At 60.6% G+C, this 22,420-nt stretch carries 6 protein-coding genes; 2 read left to right on the top strand and 4 right to left on the bottom strand.

What is annotated here, in order from left to right:
• The first annotated feature begins 8 nt into the window (after positions 1–8).
• A complete protein-coding gene (cobM, locus tag J5M66_RS08970) occupies positions 9–755 on the top strand; it encodes a precorrin-4 C(11)-methyltransferase (protein WP_207807886.1) in 747 nt (248 codons plus the stop codon).
• 116 nt (positions 756–871) lie between these two features.
• On the opposite strand, the gene nfuA is transcribed toward cobM, so the two are convergent.
• Complete coding sequence (gene nfuA / locus J5M66_RS08965) at positions 872–1,456, bottom strand: Fe-S biogenesis protein NfuA (protein ID WP_150368406.1); 585 nt, start codon at positions 1,454–1,456, stop codon at positions 872–874.
• A gap of 103 nt (positions 1,457–1,559) precedes the next feature.
• The gene (locus J5M66_RS08960; protein ID WP_207807887.1) at positions 1,560–3,854 is read right to left on the bottom strand and encodes a fatty acid cis/trans isomerase; all 2,295 of its coding nucleotides are present in this window, start codon (positions 3,852–3,854) and stop codon (positions 1,560–1,562) included.
• Between the two features lie 155 nt (positions 3,855–4,009).
• On the opposite strand from J5M66_RS08960, the gene metH reads away from it, so the two are divergent.
• The gene (metH, locus tag J5M66_RS08955; protein WP_122707977.1) at positions 4,010–7,720 is read left to right on the top strand and encodes a methionine synthase; all 3,711 of its coding nucleotides are present in this window, start codon (positions 4,010–4,012) and stop codon (positions 7,718–7,720) included.
• Between the two features lie 46 nt (positions 7,721–7,766).
• Here the strand turns inward: metH and J5M66_RS08950 are convergent, their stop codons facing one another.
• Positions 7,767–15,125 carry a DUF6543 domain-containing protein gene (locus J5M66_RS08950; RefSeq protein ID WP_207807888.1) on the bottom strand — a complete coding sequence of 2,453 codons (7,359 nt, stop codon included), beginning with the start codon at positions 15,123–15,125 and terminating at the stop codon, positions 7,767–7,769.
• 133 nt (positions 15,126–15,258) lie between these two features.
• Positions 15,259–22,416, bottom strand: a complete 7,158-nt coding sequence (locus J5M66_RS08945; protein ID WP_207807889.1) for a DUF6543 domain-containing protein — start codon at positions 22,414–22,416, stop codon at positions 15,259–15,261.
• Positions 22,417–22,420: the final 4 nt, after the last annotated feature.

Raw genomic sequence — 22,420 nt, 5'->3', positions numbered from 1 at the left:
ATTCAACGATGACTGTCTACTTCATCGGCGCCGGCCCCGGCGACCCGGAACTCATCACCGTCAAAGGCCAACGGCTGATTCGCAGCTGCCCGGTGATCATTTATGCCGGCTCGCTGGTACCCGCAGCGGTGCTGGAAGGTCATCAGGCCGAAACCGTGGTCAACAGCGCTGAACTGCATCTGGAACAGATCATCGACCTGATCAGGACGGCCCATGCCAAAGGCCAGGATGTTGCCCGCGTGCATTCGGGGGATCCAGGTCTGTACGGCGCGATTGGTGAGCAGATCCGCTACTTGCGTGAGCTGGGCATTCCTTTCGAGATCATTCCGGGCGTAACCGCGACGGCGGCATGCGCAGCGCTGCTGGGCGCCGAGCTCACTCTGCCGGATATCTCGCAAAGCGTGATTCTGACCCGTTACGCCGACAAGACCGCGATGCCCGTCGGCGAGGAGCTGGCCAGCCTGGCGCAGCATGGCGCGACCATGGCCATTCATTTGGGGGTCAATCATCTGGAAAAGATTTTGGTTGAATTGCTGCCGCATTACGGCGCGGACTGCCCGATTGCGGTGATTCACCGGGCGACATGGCCAGATCAGGATTGGGTCGTCGGGACATTGGCGGACATTGCAGCAAAGGTCGAGGCCAAAGGGTTTCGGCGTACGGCGCTGATTCTGGTCGGGCGGGTACTGGGCAGCGAGGTGTTCAGCGAGTCGTCGTTGTATCGCGCCGGGCATGCGCATTTGTACCGACCGTGAGTGGAACGCGGAGCGTCCCGGGCTGCATGCCCACGCGGAGCGTGGGCATGATCAAGCCACAGGCATAAAAAAACGGCGCTCACGGGGCGCCGTTTTTCATGGTCGCAGCGAACGCCTTAGTAGTAGGCGTTTTCTTTCTGCGTGTGGTCGGTCACGTCGCGAACGCCCTTGAGCTCCGGGATGCGCTCGAGCAGAGTGCGCTCGATGCCTTCCTTCAAGGTCACGTCAGCCTGGCCGCAGCCCTGGCAACCGCCACCGAACTGCAACACGGCAATGCCGTCCTCGACCACATCGATCAGGCTGACCTGACCGCCGTGGCTGGCCAGCCCCGGGTTGATCTCGGTTTGCAGGTAATAATTGATGCGCTCGTTGACCGGGCTGTCGGCATTGACCATCGGCACCTTGGCATTTGGCGCCTTGATGGTCAGCTGGCCGCCCATACGGTCGGTGGCATAGTCGACAACGGCGTCGCCAAGAAACGCTTCGCTGAAGGAATCGATGTAGGCGGTGAAGCTTTTCAGCCCCAGCGCGGTATCTTCAGGTTTCTCTTCGCCCGGCTTGCAGTAGGCAATGCAGGTTTCGGCGTACTGGGTACCAGGCTGGGTAATGAAAACGCGGATGCCGATGCCCGGGGTGTTCTGCTTGGAGAGCAGATCAGCCAGGTAATCATGGGCGGCGTCGGTAATGGTAATAGCGGTCATAAAAACTCCTCGCAGGCTTGGGCGCAGTTTACGCCAATCGGCGCGGCTGACAAAGTCCTAGTATTTTTGTCGGGAAAGAAACCCGGCATATGCCTGCGAATGCTCAAAGGTTCTCGTACCGGTTCATATCCAGCACACCCTCTTCCACCGGATCGGTTTCATGGATGTACTGGCTCAGATCGTGGAAATACAGCCAGAACTGCGGATGACTGCGACGAATGCCCCAGCGTTCGACGATCTTGTCGAACCGATTGGCATCCTTGGCATTCTCCATCGCATCGACGAACGCCGGCACCTGCTCGGCCGGTACGTTGAAGATGAAGTTCGGGTAACTGGTGAGTACGCCCGGATAGATCGTCAATGTGTCGAGGCCCGGTTGATAGCGCAGCGACTCACCGAGCAAAAACGCCACGTTGCTGTGCGCGCGGTTGCGCAGCACGCTGTAGACCTCGCGCTTGCCGCTGGCGGTTTCGACGCGCAGCAAGGTCGCTTCGGGCATCTGGTCGATGACTTTCAACCCTGCGGCCGGTCGCGAGGCCAGACGGCTCAGGGCCTGCTCGGCGTTCTGCAACGCCGGATCTATATTCGGTCGCGAGCAATAAGCGCCGTCGCAGCGATTGATCGGGTCTGGCCGCGCGTTCAGATCACCGTAGCGCGCCAGCAACTGCATGGCGAAATCGTGTTTCGGGTCTTTCTCGTCGAGCGTCAATGCGGTCGGTTTGTCGTCATCGATGGCCTCGTAATCGAGCCACATCTTGAATTGGCCGCCGTCCTGGTACCAATAGTTGAGGTAATCCTCACGTGAGCCGGCGGGCATCAGGCGCAGGAAGTTCTGCTCCGCGCCATTACGGATCAGGTCGAAATACAGGCGAGTCTGCGCTTGATGGGAGACGTTGCCGAACACGTCGAAGTTGACCGCGAGCTGATAATAGGTGCGCTCGAGCAGTGGATAGTCGAACAGCCACATGGTTTGCGGCACCTCACCGATCAGCCCCTTGGTCACCGAAGCGCTGTCGAAGTGGCGGAAAATGCTCAGCAAGGCGTTGTCGTTGCCGGCCCACAGCGTCGACCAGCTCGGCGCCGGCAGATCGGCGTAGCTGTCACGGCGCAGTGCCTCGTATTCGTTGCGCTTGTCGCGGTAGTTGCGCCACAGGCTGAGCACGCTGCCGACATCGTCGTTCTGCCCCGGCATCGCCAGCAGCGGCGTGGCCTGGCCGCGGTAGTTCGGGTCGGTGATGTAGAGGTCATGCTCCGGGGCCTGGAACAGCGCCCAGAAGTTGTCGCGGATCACGTCGGTCGCGATCTGCCCACGGCACACCGGGCCGCGAATGAAGGTGCGGACGAAGTATTCAGCGTTATCGAGCATGAACTGATAGCGCGCCTGCGCCGGAATCGCCTCGAAAGTGGCAAACGGATTGGCACGGCTCTGCGGGCCGTAACCCGGCAGCGCATTGACCTGCCAGTTGCCGTTGTAGAACAGGCTCTTGATCCGGGCCATTTTCGCCGCGCTCAGCGGATAAGTGATGTGCGTCTTGTGCACGATCACCCCCTGCACCGGCCACAAGCGGTAATACACCTGCGTGCCCGGGTCGTCGTTGGGGCGGCGCGTGGCGATCAGGTCGATCGGCTGGCCGCTCGGCGTACGCGAACGTACCCACTGGAAATAATGCCCCGGCTCACCCTCCTTGAAATAGATGTGCGCCAGATACCAGTGCTCGAACAGCCAGCGACCGACCAGACTCTGCCGGGCGCCGGGGGCGTTGAGCAGGTTTTCCCACTGCAGGATTTGCATGGCCTCTTTGGCACTCGGCGCCAGGCTCTGCTCGTCAATCGGCGCGCCAGACGCCAGCCAGCGCTGCAAGGTCTGGTATTGCTGGTCGGTCAGGCCAGTGACCGCCAGCGGCATACCCTCTTTCGGGTGCGCGCCTGCATATCCGTCGAACTCCGCAGGCATTGCGCATAGATTGTTGCGATTGAGCCCAAGAACAATCTCTTCCGGCAGTTTGGCGTTCGGCGTCAGCGGCGTCTTGTGGCCGAGTTCAAGCATCCGCGCCATCAGCGCGGCCTGACTGCCCTGGGCGTCGAGTACTGAATAGAAGTCTTTCTGCTGCCAGGCGCGCTTGCCGAAGGCGTCGTAAAACAAGCGCGTGGTCGGTGCCGCCTGGGTGCGTTCGCCGTCATATACCGGCATCTTGCTCGCGCCACGAGCAGCGCCTTCGCCACTGCCCAGATTGAGCTGACAGGCCGAGTCATAGCAGGCATGGCAGGCCACGCACTTCTCGGTGAAGATCGGTTGGATATCTCGGGTGTAGGAGATGGAAGAAGAAATAGCAGGATCTTGCGCCGCAACGCTCCCGCTCAGGACCAGCAACCATAAACTGATGAAGCGGTGCGGCATGCTGCTGATCTCGATGGTAAAAAAAGGCTGCGATTCTACCGTTATGACGCTCGTACCAACATGAGAGATATTCATGCAAAAGCTGCACATGCTCCAAAAGCGCACAGGTTTGCTATGATCCCGCTCCTTCGTAATGGTCTTTCCGAGTAGTCCACATGTCCGATCGCAGCGTCCGCCTTCAAGCTCTCAAGCAAGCCCTCAAAGAGCGCATCCTGATCCTCGACGGCGGGATGGGCACGATGATCCAGAGCTACAAGCTCGAAGAGCAGGACTATCGCGGCAAACGCTTCGCGGACTGGCCGAGTGACGTCAAGGGCAACAACGACCTGCTGGTGATCACCCGTCCGGACGTGATCGGCGGCATCGAAAAAGCCTACCTGGACGCCGGCGCCGACATTCTCGAAACCAACACTTTCAACGCCACGCGCATTTCCATGGCCGATTACGGCATGGAAGAGCTGGCGTACGAGTTAAACGTAGAAGGCGCACGTCTGGCGCGCAAGATTGCCGACGCCAAGACCGCCGAAAACCCGGCCAAGCCGCGCTTCGTTGCCGGCGTGCTCGGCCCGACCAGCCGCACCTGCTCGCTGTCGCCCGACGTCAACAACCCCGGCTACCGCAACGTGACCTTCGATGAGCTGGTGGAAAACTACACCGAAGCCACCAAAGGCCTGATCGAGGGCGGCGCCGACCTGATTCTGATCGAAACCATTTTCGACACCCTCAACGCCAAAGCGGCGATCTTTGCCGTGCAAGGTGTGTTCGAAGAGCTGCACCTCGAATTGCCGATCATGATTTCCGGGACCATCACCGACGCCTCCGGCCGTACCTTGTCCGGCCAGACCACCGAAGCGTTCTGGAACTCCGTGGCCCACGCCAAGCCGATCTCCGTGGGTTTGAACTGCGCCCTCGGCGCCAGCGAACTGCGCCCGTACCTGGAAGAGCTGTCGAACAAGGCCAGCACCCACGTATCCGCGCACCCGAACGCCGGCCTGCCGAACGAATTCGGCGAGTACGACGAACTGCCGTCGCAAACCGCGAAAGTCATCGAGGAATTCGCCCAGAGCGGTTTCCTCAACATCGTCGGCGGCTGCTGCGGCACCACGCCGGGCCACATCGAAGCCATCGCCAAAGCCGTGGCCGGTTACGCGCCACGTCAGATTCCGGACATTCCCAAGGCCTGCCGCCTCTCCGGTCTGGAGCCGTTCACCATCGATCGCAGCTCGCTGTTCGTCAACGTCGGCGAGCGCACCAACATCACCGGTTCAGCAAAATTCGCCCGCCTGATCCGTGAAGACAATTACACCGAAGCCCTCGAAGTCGCGCTGCAGCAGGTCGAGGCCGGCGCGCAGATCATCGACATCAACATGGACGAGGGCATGCTCGATTCGAAGAAGGCCATGGTCACCTTCCTCAATCTGATCGCCGGCGAACCGGATATCTCGCGCGTGCCGATCATGATCGACTCGTCGAAATGGGAAGTCATCGAAGCCGGCCTCAAGTGCATTCAGGGCAAGGGCATCGTCAACTCGATCAGCATGAAAGAAGGCGTCGAGCAGTTCATCCATCACGCCAAGCTGTGCAAGCGCTACGGCGCTGCGGTGGTGGTGATGGCCTTCGACGAAGCCGGTCAGGCCGACACCGAAGCGCGCAAGAAAGAGATCTGCAAACGCTCCTACGACATTCTGGTCAATGAAGTCGGCTTCCCGCCGGAAGACATCATCTTCGACCCGAACATCTTCGCCGTCGCCACCGGCATCGAAGAGCACAACAACTACGCCGTCGACTTCATCAATGCCTGCGCCTACATCCGCGATGAGCTGCCGTACGCGCTGAGCTCCGGCGGCGTGTCCAACGTGTCGTTCTCGTTCCGTGGCAACAACCCGGTGCGTGAGGCGATTCACTCGGTGTTCCTGCTCTACGCGATCCGCGCCGGGCTGACCATGGGCATCGTCAACGCCGGTCAACTGGAGATCTATGATCAGATCCCGGTCGAGCTGCGCGACGCGGTCGAAGACGTGATCCTCAACCGCACTCCGGACGGCACCGACGCCCTCCTCGCCATCGCCGACAAGTACAAGGGCGACGGTAGCGTCAAGGAAGCCGAGACCGAAGAGTGGCGTAACTGGGACGTCAACAAACGTCTGGAACACGCGCTGGTCAAGGGCATCACCACGCACATCGTCGAAGACACCGAAGAATCCCGCCAGTCGTTTGCGCGGCCGATCGAAGTGATCGAAGGCCCATTGATGTCCGGCATGAACATCGTCGGCGACCTGTTCGGCGCTGGCAAAATGTTCCTCCCGCAGGTGGTGAAATCCGCGCGCGTGATGAAGCAGGCCGTGGCGCACTTGATCCCGTTCATCGAACTGGAGAAAGGCGACAAGCCGGAAGCCAAGGGCAAGATCCTCATGGCCACGGTCAAAGGCGACGTCCACGACATCGGCAAAAACATCGTCGGCGTGGTGCTTGGTTGCAACGGCTATGACATTGTCGACTTAGGCGTGATGGTTCCGGCCGAGAAGATCCTGCAGGTCGCCAAAGAAGAAAAGTGCGACATCATCGGCCTTTCCGGCCTGATCACGCCGTCGCTGGACGAGATGGTCCACGTTGCCCGTGAAATGCAGCGTCAGGATTTCCATCTGCCACTGATGATCGGTGGCGCGACCACGTCGAAAGCGCACACCGCGGTGAAGATCGAGCCGAAGTACAGCAACGATGCCGTGGTCTACGTGACCGACGCCTCGCGCGCCGTCGGCGTGGCGACACAGTTGTTGTCCAAGGAACTCAAGGCCGGTTTCGTCGAGAAGACCCGTCTGGAATACATCGACGTGCGCGAGCGTACGTCCAATCGCAGCGCCCGTACCGAACGCCTGAGCTACGCCGCCGCGATCGCGAAGAAGCCGCAATTCGACTGGGCCAATTATCAGCCAGTGAAACCGACCTTCACCGGCAGCAAGGTGCTCGACAACATCGATTTGAAGGTACTGGCCGAGTACATCGATTGGACACCGTTCTTCATTTCCTGGGATCTGGCCGGCAAGTTCCCGCGCATCCTCGAAGACGAAGTGGTCGGTGAAGCCGCGACTGCGCTGTACAAGGACGCGCAGGAAATGCTCGCTAAGCTCATCGACGAAAAACTCATCAGCGCCCGTGCGGTGTTCGGTTTCTGGCCGGCCAATCAGGTCAACGAAGACGACATCGAGCTGTACGACGACAACGGCAAGCCGCTGGCCAAGCTGCATCACTTGCGTCAGCAGATCATCAAGACCGACGGCAAGCCGAACTTCTGCCTCGCCGACTTCGTGGCGCCGAAGGACAGCGAAGTCACCGACTACGTCGGCGGCTTTATCACCACCGCCGGCATCGGCGCCGAAGAAGTGGCCAAGGCCTATCAGGACGCGGGCGACGACTATAACTCGATCATGGTCAAGGCCCTCGCCGACCGCTTGGCCGAAGCCTGCGCCGAATGGCTGCACCAGCAAGTGCGTAAAGAACACTGGGGTTACGCCAAGGACGAGACCCTGGATAACGATGCGCTGATCAAAGAGCAATACCGTGGCATCCGCCCTGCTCCCGGCTACCCGGCCTGCCCGGATCACACCGAGAAAGCCGCGCTGTTCACCCTGCTCGATCCAGAGGCTGCGGAAATGCGCGCCGGGCGCAGTGGCGTGTTCCTCACCGAACACTACGCAATGTTCCCCGCGGCAGCGGTCAGCGGCTGGTACTTCGCCCATCCGCAGGCGCAGTACTTTGCCGTGGGCAAGATCGACAAGGATCAAGTGCAGAGCTACACCGCGCGCAAAGGCCAGGACCTGAGCGTGACCGAGCGTTGGCTGGCGCCAAATCTGGGTTACGACAGCTGAGTCGACCTGACCTGGGAGCGCCCTGCTCCCAGGTCTGCTCGATCAGTCAGTCACGGCGCCACGAAGGCCCGGGTTTCGGTGAAGACGGGGCCGATGGCGACGCTCCCGCATCCTGCGACGCCAGGCTCTCCAGCTCTGTGCGAGTCAAATCCTTGAGTTTCTCGATGCGCGCATCCGCCAGTTCGATTTCAAGCACCCTCATCGCGTCCAGATAATCGCTGTTTTCTCTGTCCGGGTAGGCATCCTCGACCGCTTCGTGCCGCCTGGTAGCGTCGCGTTCAAGTGCCTCGAACGCCTCGGCGTGGCGATCCTGCAGATAGCGGATCCAGTAGTCCCGCGCAATCAGATCCTCCAGAAACATGGGTGATGCCTCGTCCGCGAGAACCGAGGCACGCGCATTGAGCAATCGTCGCCCGCGAATCGGTGAGGCGTACAACATGTGTTCGGGTTGCGCCGGCAACTCCAGGTCGTCCGGCCAGCCGCGTGTCATGGCGATGCGGTATTGCAGGCGGACTTCCGCGCGATCCTTGTTCCTGGCGGCGGCTTCGGCCAGTCGATCCACCCTTTCCAGGCGAAACAACCGTCGAGTCAGATCAAGCAGCGCTCTGCCGCGTTGCAGCTGACGATGCCGCGGAATGTCGCGCAGAGCGTTGTATTCGTAGACGCGGGTCTCCAGTTCGCTGAACGACAGGATCCGGCCATCGGGGCACGTGCCGTGGGTTTCGGCGTTGAAAAACAACAGCTCGCGCAGTTCAGCGCTTTCCGTGGCAGCCTGGATCACTTGCCAGACCCGGTGGGTCAGATCGGCACCGGCAAACCTGAATTCCAGGGTGTCGGGCAAGGTCGAGAGCAAATGAAAGAACGCCTCATGGTTGGCCTGTCGAGCCAATTGCAGCCATAGTGCTTGCCGCGCTGCACGCGCATCTGCATGCGTATAGGTCATCCATATGTCCATCGCCGGCGCCGCCACGTCCTGCGCCGGATTGGCAATCACCTCCGCGGCCTCCACACCGGCATGCATATCCACGGGCCTGCTACTGCTACCGCCACCGCCTCCGCCACGCCGATCATCACCATCGTCGCTATCGGAGTCGGGGTCCGAACCCCGATCCGAATCCGATTCGGATCCGCTATCGCTTTCCGAGTCGCTCATACGCTCGGCGATCAAGCGCTGCAAGGACTCCGGCGTGTAGCCCAGCACGTCACTGCCGCCATGCGCGACGCTGTAGTCCCTGATCTGCTCCAATGCGTTAAGCGACAGCGAGTTCTCCGACAGATCGGTGCCTGCCACGAGCGCCTCATGATTGCCGCCCAACAGCCGGTCCGGGAAAACCATGATGTTGTTGCCCGACAGGTCCAGCCTTTGCAGATGCGCCAGTTCAAGCACGCCTTGAGGCCAGAAATCCAGGCCGTTCTGGCCGAGGTTGAGGGTTTGCAGACTGCTGAAGGTTGCGGCGTTGAATTCTTCCAGCTGATTGTGACTGAGGTCGAGCCAGCGCAGCCGCGCCCCGCTCGCGTGCTGATACACCGATTGCGCCACGGCCAGGCGATTGCCGCTCAATTCCAGCCGTTCGAGCCGGCTGAGACTGCCGACAGCGTCCGGCAGGCGTGCCAGGCCCGTGCCATTGAGCATCAGCGTGGTCAACTCAGGAAACGCCGGGCAGAAGAGGTTGAAACTCTCGACGGAAAATTTGGCCCCGGTGAGGTCGAGCGTCCGCACATGGGAAAACACGTTCGATAGCGCAGGCAAATCACCCAAGCCGCCCGCTGACAGGCTCAGCGTGCGTCCGGCGGACTCGGTATGGCCGGTGAGCCCGTCCCGCCAGCAAGCGCGGATCCTGGAGGCATCAAAGAATCTTGTTGACGACGCCCCTTCACCAGCCCCTTGCGCCGGGTTGAAGATCCAGCCGTTCAACTCACGCGTCAACGCCTCGTTACTTGCTCGCCACTGATTCAGTCTGCCGACCATTTGCTCAGGGGACAGGCCTTCAGTGCGTAAACGCTCAACGCTGGCCTGGGCCTTTTCAAGCGACAGTGACGAAAAGATTTCCAGCACTGCGCGATGCATCTCGGTGCCTTGCTGAATGACCGAGACAGATGGCAGTGGCAAGAGATGAGCGGCGCGATTGAGTGCCGTGTCAGGCGTGGCACCGCTGGAACCGGCGGGTATCGATGGCGCTTGCGATTCAAACCGTTGCAGCGCCCCTTCGGGCAAACCCAAGGTCATTTCGATACGTCGCTGCGCCGCCTTTAGGCTCGCTTCGCCGCCGACACTGAAGCGGTTGTTCAGCAGCCTGGTCTTGAGCAGCACAGCGTTGTCGGCAAGCACGTGATCGGGGAGCGAACCGATGGTGTTATGCCGCAAATCCATTGCTTGCAAATGTGCCAGGTTCTCCGCCCCCTTCGGCCACACATTGAGCCCGTTTGAGCTGAGGTTGAGCGTCCTGAGGCCGGTCAGGCGAGAAACGTCCAGTGTGTCCAGCCGATTGAGGCGGGCATTGAGATGTTCGAGATTGCTCAGCGCGTCGAATTGACCTTGCACCTCAGGGGTCACGGCGATTCGGTTGAAAGACAGGTCCAGCTGTGTGAGCCGGGGCAAATCGGCTGGCCGCACCGGCACTTCGGTCAATCCGCAGGCGGTGACCTCCAGGCTTGTGGCGCCACTGAACGCCTGGAGAAAGCCGCGGATTTGTTCGACCGGCACAGTCAAGCGGTCCAGCCGAACCCGCTGTACATGAGCAAACGTACCGGCCGGCAATTGCGGCAGCTCACTCACCGACTCCGCGCCCAGCGCCCAGGCGGTGTCAACCAGTTCAAACATGCTGGCGTCGTCCAGATCGCTGGCGGATATCCAGTCCTCAGCATTGAAGGGACGAACGTCATCGTTCAAGCGATAACGCCGGCGTATGGCCGCGCGCCAGTTTTTTTCCAGTGCACGAACCACCCGGGCATTGGGCGGCGCTTGCCAGCGCGCTGCCGGCGTCGCCGTACGCAACTCTGCGGATGCGCTGGCCTCGTAGAACTGCCGGAAAATTGCGCTGTGCTCCACGCGCAGAATCTCCACGGCTCCAAGTCGGGTCTCCGGTGTGTTCCACAGACTCATGATGCGCTGAGGTAACGGGTTGAGACGGCCGGCCTCACCCGTCAGAAACTGCAGTTCCCCGGCGCAGTAGCGGCGGACCATCAAGTCCAGATCAACCAGATGCCCCCATTCCCCCATGTAGTTTTTCACATAGTCGTAAGCCGGTTTGAACGCTCCGTGGGAGAACCTCGACCAGTCCAGGGACAAACCGGCCCAGAGTCTCTCGTGCCCGACATAGAGGGTCTGTGGAAGGGATGCGATGGCGGTCTGCGTCAGATCCAGACGCTCCAGTTCAGGCAGTTGTTCCACATAAGCCGGCCACTGCGTCAGGCCCGGCGCTTCAATCTTGAGTTTCTTCAGTCGTTCAAGGGGAGCCAGGTCCAGCTCGGGCGGGCTGCCTGCGCCGCCGGGAAAATCGAGATGAAGCTCCTCAACCGCGGTCAGGCTACGCAATCTTGTCGACAGATCGGCAGCCATCACCCGCGCTGGCGTTCGGAACTTGAGCTTTTTCAATGCGGACATGCGAGTCACGCTCAGGGGCAAGGTCGTCAGTGACTGCTCGTGCTCCATGTAGGTGCCGAACAGACTGCCCCGCTCCCCCAGCGACAACTTTTCGATATTGGCAAATCGCGTCAGGAAGGCATCGGCATTGGCGTCGGTCAAACCTCCGCCGCCAATCGACAGTTCACGCACGTGAGCAAAGTCGACGGTCATCTCTGGCAGAGGATCGTAGGTGAGAATCGACAGTTGATCGGCACCCGCGACCCCAGTGGACAAAGCGTTGCGCCAGCAGGTTTTCAGCGCTTGCGCGGTGCGAAACTTGTAATTTGTTCCGGAGCGTTCCCAGGGCGCCGCCGTCGCTGTCCCCGCCCATTCATCCAGCGTCGCATTGAGCTGTTCCCACTCACGCCGACGTGATTGCAACAGCTCGAAAATGGCCCGGTCGTTCTTTCCTGCCCGATATTGGTCAAGGAGGAAGCCGCGAGCCTGTTCGTCGCTCAATTGCGGGTAGATATCCTGCACGTGAGCCAGCAGGTTCGGTGCCAATCCGGCGCCGCGTCCACTGGCGGGATAACCGATCAAGGTAGCGTTCACCCGCACCGGCGGTTTTATCCACTTGACCTGAGGTGCCAGCAACGCGGGTGCATCGGCCTGGTGCTGGTCGGCGTGATCGATGATCTTTGCTTGCAACTCTGCGGACTGCCCGACCTCAGGGACACCGAGGCTGCGGCGCGCATCATCAGGCAGGGCATGCATGATCGAGGAGTAAAAATTGTCGCCGTTGCGAGGCAGGCTGTTGAGTGCCTCACCGCGCTCGTTGTATGCCTGAAACTGAACGCCTGTTTTGATCAGGTATTTTTTCTCGCTGGCGGTTTCACTGCCGATGCTGTCGAGCAGCATGCCAGCGTCGTGGCCTTCGCGTACTTCAATGCGAAGGCTGTCGGGCCAACCCGCCAATTGCTCCAGCGTGTGCAACGCCAGGCGCCGGCTGTCCGCAGACGCGACGTTTTCGCTGCGCAGACCGGCATATGCCGCTACCTGTCGACTTTGCCGCGCGTACCAGCGGGCCTCCTCCAACAGGCGCAGCGGTACTCGTTGCCCTGAGCCGAGTCGCTGAAGATCATCGGGTCGACCATGCGCCAGCACCGTTTGCGCCGCCGGTTCACTGAGTCCCGGGCAGGCCTTTTGCAAGCGCGCAACCTGCGGATCGACGGGGTCGGTGCCCGAATGAATGCTGTCGTAAATCGCCGGCTGGCGGGTGTTGGCGTAGTCGGCGATCTGCTTGCCAAACTCTGCCGGTCGGCCATTGCGCACGCGTGCCCCTTGCTCGCCGAGGAGCCGAGTGATTTCTGACTCGTCCAGCCCTGCGAGAATACGTGCTGGCAGTTCACCGCTGAAGATATCGGCCCGCGATATCTGAATGGGTGGCTTGACGCCGACATCGCGAAACCGCCGCGCGGAGCCATACCTGACGAACTTGCCGGACAATTGCTCGCCGTCGAAGACTTCCAGCACCCGGTTCTCCGGCCAGCGCGGCATTTCGGTGATCAGCGGCAGCGCGTAGAGGTACAGTTCATCGATCGGTTTTGTACCGCGCAACTGCTCGACAACCAGTGCTGCGTTGCCATCTGCTTGCATCATGCGCATGGCCTGGGTCAGTTCCGGTGGTGGCAGCGAAGAATCAATGTGCATCTTGCGCAGCGCGGCTTCACTGACACCGCTGATATCGGCAGCCTTGATCAGCTGTGCATCGGAAAACGCTTCGGTTGCATGGCCGATGCGCCGCAACAGGGTCAGACGATCCCAATCCTGCGGACGTTCCAGAGTATGCCGCCAGGCACCGCTTCCATTGCTGTGGAGCACCGGCTGCCAGGCGTTGATGTCGGTCGGATGGCTGATCCGCCATTTGCCGATCGATTCATCGAAAAACTGCTCATAGACCTTGCCGCTCTGGCGAATATAGGTTTTACCCTCAAGCACGTGCTGGCCGGCACTGTTTGGCCCGGGACTGACAGGCAGTGCAACAGTCGACTCGTAAGCGCTCAGGTCGGGTTTCCACAGCCGGGTTTCGCCGTTGGGCAACTTCACCGGATGCAGACTTTCAATGACCGGCACGGCTTTGGCGCTTGAGATTTTCCTTACTGCGGCGCCCACACCGGCCATCAGCGCAATCTGCGCAAGGTTTTCCGCCACATCGATCAAATGATCCTTGGCCGCACGCCGATCGCCCTCGGCCCATTCGATTGCGCCCTCAAGCGTTTCATAGAGCAGTTGCCCGGCCATCACCACCATCATCACTTCGCCCAACACAGGCACGAACATCGAGACCATGTTCAGACCGAGCATGCCAAGTTGCATCAGATGCGCCAGTTTGGCGTCCCTTGCTCGCGCGTCTACCTCGGCAGTCGGTACCGCATGGCTTCGGGCATCATCGATCAGCTTGGTGCGGTTCTGGCTATAGAGGTATTGCCATAGATCCTCGTTGGGAGCCCAAAGTCCCTGCCCCTTGCGTCCCAGGGTGGACGGTGCGATGTAAGGGTCCGCCACTGGCTCCCATTTGACTTGGCGCTCAGGCGGTACCTGCTGAATGCGGGTGAACGCCGAGCCGGCGGTGAAGCCTTGCAGCACCGACAGCCATGGCGAGCGCAGCAGATCCCAGCCATCGCCGGGTGAGTCAGCCGCCTTCTGCCTGAACTGGCTGAAATACTCGGGACGCTGGTCATAAGGCAGAAACTGGCTGAGAAAGCGCTGGTAGGCGGTGGGCTCCGCGCCCGTCTGTTGCGGAGCGTCGCGTGCAGTAAGCAAGCGTTTGAGTTCGTCGCGCATCTGCTGGAACGTGTAGCGCTTGAGCGGATGTTCAGGATCGTGCGGGATGTAAAGAATCAGTTCGTCGGTATAGCGGTATTTCTCGCAGATGACGAACGCGACGCAGCCGGTGAGTCTTTTTTTCATCAACCCCAGGTCCTTGAACCAGACCTGTTTTTTCCCCATCCAGGGATGCATCTCGCCGTCAATCACCGAGACGATCATCGCGTGATCCGCCGCCTCGATATCCTTTTGCAACAGCGCCTGCTCGGCCGCAGCGCGCAGCGTCGCCTTCTGCGCGGCAATGAAGCGTTCGGCAAGCACTGCCTCTGCCACCGCTTCCTCAGGATGAAAGAATCCTTGCAGGTAAGTCTGGTATTGCTGGCCGACATCCAGATCGCGGCAAAGGTGCAGAAACTGGCTGACCGAAATACCGATGCTCACATGGTCGAACGTCTTCGCCGTGGATCCTGCCACCACAAAACCTGAGCTCGAATGGTAGGTCCCTTCGCATTCGCCAGCTTCGAAGTTGTGCAGTGCGGCTTCCAGCAGCGTTAGCTTGAGCACCTCGAATGAGGCCAGTTCGATTTGCTGGATACCCATCTCCACCGGGCGGCGCAGACACAGCAGCGTTTTGTCGACATCGATATCCAGCGAATGTTTGTCTTTCAGCGCTTTGATGACTAATGGCCGGGCAAACGTCTCTACGTCCTGAAGTTTCGCCATGCGCTTGTCGAGACTGTTCTGGGCGATGACACTGGCCTTGAACGTATCGTCAACGATTTTGCGCTGGGCCGGCGTCGCATCCTGATACCAGGCTGGCAATGCTGTCGCAACCGCCTTGAAGGCTTCGCGCCGTTGCGGCGAAGCGTCGGTCAACCATTGCGGGATCGAAGCTTCGAGAAACTCGCCGTGCAGGCTTTGCGTGGCAACGAGCTTTACTGACCGACTGGCGTCTGCCGGCTGATCGGTCGACGCAGGCTGCGTCGACACGGGTTTTAGGGAAATAGCGATCATGGTCACTCCTTGTTGATGGAGCGCCCAGCAAACCATGTCGCGTTATCGCTTCTGCGTTATCCGGGTATTGCGCAACCAGCAGTGGTAAGCGGATGTGACTTGGCCTGCCTCGGACCGCCTCAGCAAGGTGCCCTCAGGAACCGGATGTTGGTGGCAGGCGGCCGGGTTGTTCAGATTCCGCGGCGAAGCTGTTCAGCTCGCTGATCACCCGGCGTGTCAGCTCGGCGCGTTTCTGTGTGCGCAGCACGTCCATGGCCTTGCCCAACCTGTTCAGCTCAAGGTCGTATTCCTCGGAACTCAGTTCATTGCGGGCGAGACGCTGATTGAGCTGGTCCCACAGTTGCTGGCGTCGCTCGTCAACCGCAACGTCCAGCGCGGCCATCTCTTGTGGGTGAAGATCTTGCAGGTAAGAGATCCAGTAGTCGCGCTCTGCCATGCTTACGGACAGCGCATCGGTGCCCTCTGCCTCAAGAATCGAGGCGCGGGTGTACTCCAGCAGTTCCTCACTCAGCGGAACGTCATAAATCATCGACGCGGGCTGGCCCGGTAAATCGACACCGTCGCCCCAGCCGCCCGTCAAACCGATACGATATTTAAGGCGCACTTCAGCACGATCCATACCCAGACCGGCAGCTTCAGCCAGCGTCTCGACGCGATCCAGGCGAAACAGTTGCCGCGACAGACGCAGCAGCGCCCGACCTCTGGACGCCATTCGATTCAACGGTAGGTCACGCAACTGGTGATAGACCGCGACCCGCACTTCCAAATCACTGAATGTCAGAATCCGCCCGTCCGGACAGGTGCCGTGGGTCTCGGCGCCCTGAAACAACAGTTGCCGCAGTTCGGTATTTTCCTCAGCGGCCTCCATGACACGCCAGACTCTTTGCGTCAGATCGCCTCGCAGCAGCCTGTAGTCCTGCGTATCGAGCAACAAGCGCAGCAACTGGAAAAACCGCTCGTGATTCGGCTCTTGCGCCAATTGCGCCCAGAGCTCGGTTCTGCGCGCAACCCACTGCGGATCGCTGTCCACAAGCCACGGATCGCGTGAGCGTGGCGCGACATCGTTGGCTGGATCAAAGACTTTCTCGGCAGGAAATACCTGCGCCTGGGGATCGTCGACAACGCCGCCAGCGTTATCGGTTGGAGCACCGTCTTCAGGAATCCCGAACAGATCACCGAACACCTGACGGTTGATCATCGTCTCAACCTGCGCGCGCGTCATACCCAGCACATGCGGTATGGCGCGCTCGCGGCTGTAACGCCTGAGGTCTTGCAATGCAGAAAGCGACAAATTGCGATTTTCTGACAGATCCGAGCCTGCGATCAGACCCGAATGATCGCCATCGAAAAGCGCCGCGGGGATTTCCGCGATTGCGTTACCGCTGAGGTTCAGGGCCTGCAACCCGGGCGCCCGCAACACACCGTCAGGCCATTCGCTCAGTTGGTTGTAACGCAGATCCAGAGACTCGATCACGCCATAATCGGGCGGATTGAAAACACGAAGTTCGTTGTAACTCAAATCCAGCGTGCGCAGCCGCGCGTTGCCCAGCAAAGGGTAAACACTCGTCGCACTGCGCAAGCTGCAATACTGCATGTCCAGGCGCGTGAGATGACGCATGTGCAGCACCGGCGCAGGCACCGCGCCCAATTCGTTACCACTCAGATACAAGGTCTCGAGGTCGGGAAAACCGTCGAGAAAACCCGCGCTCCCCCGCGCCGTGATCCCTGCACCGCTCAGATCGAGCGTCGTCACGCCCGGAAACTGCACCACAAGCGCCGGCAGTTCTCCGGTCTGCAATCCTGCCAATTCGAGCTCCAGACCGTCGCCGCCGGGGTGTCGGGTCAGGGTGTCGCGCCACGTCTCGCTGATTCGCCGGGCCACCAGCGAACGCACTTGCGCACTGACCAGGACAGTGTTCGTTCGTACTTCCCTGGTATAGAGCCAATCGTTCAACTGACGGGTCAGCGCTTCGCAGCTCAGATGCCATTGGCTGATCTGCGCATCGATCTGAGCGTCATTCAAGGGCCGTGTTCGCAGCACCAGCAGACTGCGTTGCGCCCGTTCGCGATTGAGGATCACCGCCAACCGCTGCAAATGCCCCGAAGCGCCTGAACTGACAGGCGCCGGCTGCGGGAGCGGCAGCAGCAGATCACTGAACGAACCGCCGGTTTCCAAAGGCGGAAAATGCTCAGGCACCGGCTCTGCGGCGAAGCGAGACAACGTGCCCTGGCCCAACCCCCGCTGCTGCTCGATGCGCTGCAGCGCCGCGTGAAAAGCTGCCTCACCGTCGGCACTGAAGGCGTTGCCCGACAGATTCGTCCTCATCAATGCGTCAGGATGCGCCAGCGCTTGCGGCGACAGGGACGCGATCCGGTTGTCTCGTAAATCGAGCCATGACAGCCGTGGCAGATTTTCCGCCCCGGTGGGCCAGGCCAGCAAATCCGTCGATCTCAGATTCAAGGCCTCGAGCCCGCTCAAAGCCGTGGCATCGAGTCGTCCCAGCGGGTTATGACTCAGGTTCAGTCGTACCAGTTGTGGCAGCGCATTGAGTTGGCGCTGGACCATTGCAGTCACCGTGATTCTGTTACCGGACACGTCGAGCCGACGCAGCGCGGGCAATTCCTGGGCTGCAAAAGGGAGCTCGGTGAACGTACTTCCCCCCAGTTCAAGGGTTTCGATATGACTGAAGGCGCGAATAAAATCCCGCGCCTGGCCGGAGGGCACGTTCAGCCCTCCCAGACGCAGCGTGCGCACATGGGCGAAACTGCCGGCCGGCAACGAAGGAAGCTCGACACCGGTGGTGGCACCGGGCAGCTCGACGAAGCTAAAGCGCTCAACGTCGGCTGCCAGGCCATAGCGCTGGCGAATCGCACCGTGCCAGCTGCTTTTCAGCGTATGCAACAGGTCCGCGCTGCCCCCTGTCGACCAGCGCCGCGCGGGCGCTGCATAGCGTGATCCCTGGCGCGGGGATGGCGGATAAAACGCGGCGAAGATGGCCTCATGTTCGGCCCGAAGCTGCTCGATCGCCGCCACCCTTGCCGACGGTGTTGACCAGGCCGCATTGAATGCCTGCGGCAAAGGGTCGGCGCTATCCGGCGCGACGGCCATGCTATCGAGTTCGGCGCGGCAATAGTCACTGACCATCTGATGCACATCGAGCAGGTGGCCGCGCGGGCCGGAGTGGCGGCTGACAAACTCATAGGCCCGACGGAACGTCGCTGGGGTGACACGTGACCAATCCAGCGATAACCCGGCCCAGAGTCTGTCATGGCCGCTGTAGAGCGAGTCGGGCAAGGTTTCGATCAAGGTGTGCGTGAGGTCAAGGCGTCTGAGCTGCTCAAGTCGTTCAACGTATGCTGGCCACCGCCATAACGCGTGAGGCGCATCGATGCGTAATCTGCGCAGTCGTGTCAGCGATTGCAGGTCAAGACCATGCAAGGTGGTGGAATCGAATCCGTGATAGTCGATGCGCAGTTGCTCCAGCGAAGTCAGTCCACCCAGCCTTCGCGCAAAGCTTTCCGCGAGCAATGGCGCATCGGTAGAGAAACGCAGACGTCTCAGCCCGGGCAGCTGCTCAACCGCCTTTGGCAATGTGCTAAGCGGTCGGGTGACAGGTGTCTGGCCATAGCGCCTCAATTCACCGAGCCATAAATCGGTGACATTCGGGAACGCCGTCAGAAACCCGTCCGCATTGGCGTCGGTTATGCCGATGCCGGTGATGGCCAGTTCACGCACGTGGGGAAAGCCTGTACTCAGCTCGGGCAATGGCGTGTCGCAATGGATTGTCAGGCGGGCCGCCTCCGCCGCCTGCCCGGCCAGCGGACCATTACGCCATGTCTCTCGCAGTGTCTGTGCCAGTTGCGCCCTGTGCGTTGCAGTGCGGCTATCACTCGGCGCTGCCTGCCATCGCTCAAGTGCAACGTTCAACGCGTCCCAATCCTGGCGGCGAGATTCCAGTTCGAGCTGAATCTGCGTTTCACTCTGGCCGTGTTGCCGGGCGAGAAATGCCCGTGCCTGGCGCGACTCGGGGTATAGATGCGCAATGCGTGATTCGAGGGACGGATTGAGGCCTGTACCACGGCCACTGGCGTAATAACCCAGCAGTCGCGCGCCCACGCGTACCGGCGGTTTGAACCACTTTGCAGCCGGTGACAGCAATCGCGCAGCTTCGGCTCGATGAAGGTGGGCCGATTCGATGATTTTCTGTTGCAGCTCACCATGGGCGTTGCCGACGGACAATCCGATTGATGAACGTGTGTCCTCAGGCAACGCATGCATGAGCGAACTGTAAAAGCTGTCCTGGACCCTCGAGACTCTGTTCAATGCCTGGGCGTGATCATTGAACGCTTGATAGAAAGGTCCGTTTTTCACTAGATAGCGTCTAACCGGCGCCATCGGCTCGCCGATGCTGTCGAGCAAGGTGCCAGTCACGCTCCCCTCGCGAATTTCCACACGCAGCGAGTGCGGCCAGCCAGACAATTGTTCCAGCGCGTGCAAAGCCAGTCGCCGACTGTCCGCCGACGCGAGGTTTTCGCTGTGCAAACCGGCAAATGCGCGGGCCTGGCGGCAATGGCGGACATGCCAGCGAGCCTCTTCCAGCATTCTCAAAGGGGAACGCCCGGTCGCATCCATTCGGGCCAGCTCGTGCGTCGAAGCATGCTCGATCACATCCTGGGCCGCCACGTCGCTGAGACCGGGACATTCACGCTGCAACAGGCGCACGGGCGCACTCGACGATTCGGTACCGCGATAAAGACTGTCAAAAATCGCCGGTTGACGCGTATAGGCGTACTCGGCGAGTTGTTTGCCGAACTCATCGGGCCGTGCCGGGCGAAATTGGGCAGCCGTTCGTCCCAGCAGATGGTTGATTTCCTGCTCTTCCAACGCAGCCAGAATCCGCGCCGGCATTTCCCCGTTCAACACTTGCGTACGTGTCAGGCGGATAGCGGGCTTGTGGCCCAAACCGGGCAGCGTATTCTGCGCACCATAGCAAATGGACGGCCCTGCTCCGTGCGGATCAGCTGTCATCTCCAGAACCCGATCGGCAGGCCAACGGGGCATCTCGGTGACCAGCGGGACTGCATACAGGTAGTGCTCGTCGATGGGCCTGGCTCCGCGCAATTGCTCGACCATTTGCCTCGCCTGTGCATCGGCATCGAACAGGCGCATGGCGTCTCGCAATTCAGGGGGCGGGGGCAACTGATTCAGATGCATCTTGCGCAGGGCGCCATCGCTGATACCGCTGATATCGGCCAGCGCCAGCAAGGTGTCATCGGAGTAACCATCGGTGAGGTGCCCGATGCGTCGCAGCAGGGTCAAGCGATCCCACGCCATGGGCTGTTCCAGGCTCAGGCGCCAGGCACCGTGGCCGTTATGGCTGAGCAACGGTTGGTAAGCCAGAGAGTCGGTGGGATGTTTCAACCGCCAGTGCCCGCTGGAGCGGTCGAACGTCTGCTCATAGAGCCTGCCGCCCTGGCGCATCCAGGTTGTGCCGGCGACGCGGTACTGCCCCGCCGCGTCGGGCCGCGACAACTTGCCGGGGCTGAGCGCTTGTTCATAGCCGCGCAAGGTCGGCCGCCACAGGCGCCTCTTGCCATCAGGCAGCGTCACCGGGTGCAGATCTTCGATCACCGGCTCCGGTTTAACGGCTGTCACCCGATTGAATGTTGCTCCTGCGGCGGCCATCGCGCCGATCTGCGCAAGGTTTTCAGCAACGTCGACAAGATGCGCCCTGGCGGCGTGTTTGTCCCCCTCGCTCCACTCGATCACGCCTTCGACAGTTTCATAGAGCAACTGGGCCGTCATGACAACCAGCATGATTTCGCCCAGTACCGGAACGAACATGGACGCCATGTTCAGCGCCAGCAGACCGAATTGCAGCAGCCCGGACAGCTTGGCATCGCGCGCCTTGGCGTCGACGTCGGCGGTAGGCACCGCGTGACCACGAGCGTCGTTGATGACCTTGTCACGATGTTTTTCGTACAAGTACGCCCAGAGGTCGCTATTCCTCGCCCACGGATATACCTGAAGGTGCGGCATCAACGAAACTGCCACGTAAGGATCGGCATCCGGGATCATTTTTTGATATTTCGGTGATGTCTTCCAGATCTCTACAAAAATCAACGTTGTCTGCAGAATCTTGCGCCACGGTGACGACAGCCAATCCGATGCGCCGTCTGCAGACTTTACGAATTGGCTGAAGTAATACGCACGCTTCTCATATGGGAAGAACTGACTGAAGAATCGTTGATAGGACGTAGGGGCCGTGCTGTCCGCCTGTTGCGCATCGCGAGCACTCAGCAGGCGCTTGAAGGTGTCCTGCATTTGCGTGCCGGTATAGCGCTTTAGCGGGTGTTCCGGATCGTTGGGGACGTACAGAATTACCGCGTCCACCGGGCCATACTTTTGCGCGATCTTGAACACTACACATCCGACCAGCCGGTGCCGCATCAAGCCCAGGTCTTGAAACCACACCTGCTTGTCGCCGATTCGCGGGTGCCTTTCGCCGTGGATCACCGCGAGAATCATCGCGTGATCTTCAGGTTGAATATCCTTGGTCAACAGTGCGCGTTCGGCTGCCGCGCGCATGGCCGTTTTCTGACTGGCGATGAAGTGCCGGCGCAACTTCGCTTCCGCGGCCGGATCGACCGGATGGAAAAACCTTGTCAGATAAGCCTGGTACCGGGCACCGATATCCAGTTCGCGGCACAGGTTCAGGTAGTTCCTGACCGACACATTCACCGGAACAGCCTTGAGGGCACCTTTTACGGCGGTTGCGGTTGCGAAGCCAGAGCTGCTGTGAAAGGCGCCGTAAGCACACTCATCACTTTCGAAGTTGTGCAAAGCGGCCTGGAGCATCGGCAGCGTCAATGCCTCGAATGAACCGATTTCCTCGCCGAGAATGCCAGCGCGTATTGGCCGCCTGAGGCACAACAGCGTGTTATCCAGATCCACGGCGACCTGATAGCGGTGTTTCAGCGCCTGCGCCAGGAGCGGCCGGGCGAAGGTTTCGATGTCTTTGAAGGTGGACATGGAGCGGTCCAGCCTCGTCTGAGCAATAAAACTCATCCTGTAGCTGGTATTGACCACCTGTCGCTGGGCCGGCGTCGCCTGCGTGTACCAGCGTGGAAACACTGTCTGCGCCTGCTTGAGCTCGGTTTTCCTGTGCACCGGCGCCTGAATCAGCCAATGCGGCATCACGGATTCGAGCCAGGGTGCGTGGATGCTCTCGGACGCCGCAGGTTTGAGGGGGCGCTCGGTTACGGTCGAAACGTCTGAATCGGTGGACATACAT

It is taken from the genome of Pseudomonas sp. 67(2021) (assembly GCF_017491835.1).
Taxonomy (GTDB): domain Bacteria; phylum Pseudomonadota; class Gammaproteobacteria; order Pseudomonadales; family Pseudomonadaceae; genus Aquipseudomonas; species Aquipseudomonas atacamensis.
Note: the sequence above shows the minus strand (reverse complement) of the source record. Positions and strands in the feature narration are given on the sequence as shown.

Excerpts from the sequence above, each read along its gene's own strand:
- J5M66_RS08945 (WP_207807889.1), bottom strand. The coding sequence starts at position 22,416 with ATGTCCACCGATTCAGACGTTTCGACCGTAACCGAGCGCCCCCTCAAA.
- metH (WP_122707977.1), top strand. The coding sequence starts at position 4,010 with ATGTCCGATCGCAGCGTCCGCCTTCAAGCTCTCAAGCAAGCCCTCAAA.
- cobM (WP_207807886.1), top strand. The coding sequence starts at position 9 with ATGACTGTCTACTTCATCGGCGCCGGCCCCGGCGACCCGGAACTCATC.
- nfuA (WP_150368406.1), bottom strand. The coding sequence starts at position 1,456 with ATGACCGCTATTACCATTACCGACGCCGCCCATGATTACCTGGCTGAT.
- J5M66_RS08960 (WP_207807887.1), bottom strand. The coding sequence starts at position 3,854 with ATGCCGCACCGCTTCATCAGTTTATGGTTGCTGGTCCTGAGCGGGAGC.
- J5M66_RS08950 (WP_207807888.1), bottom strand. The coding sequence starts at position 15,125 with ATGATCGCTATTTCCCTAAAACCCGTGTCGACGCAGCCTGCGTCGACC.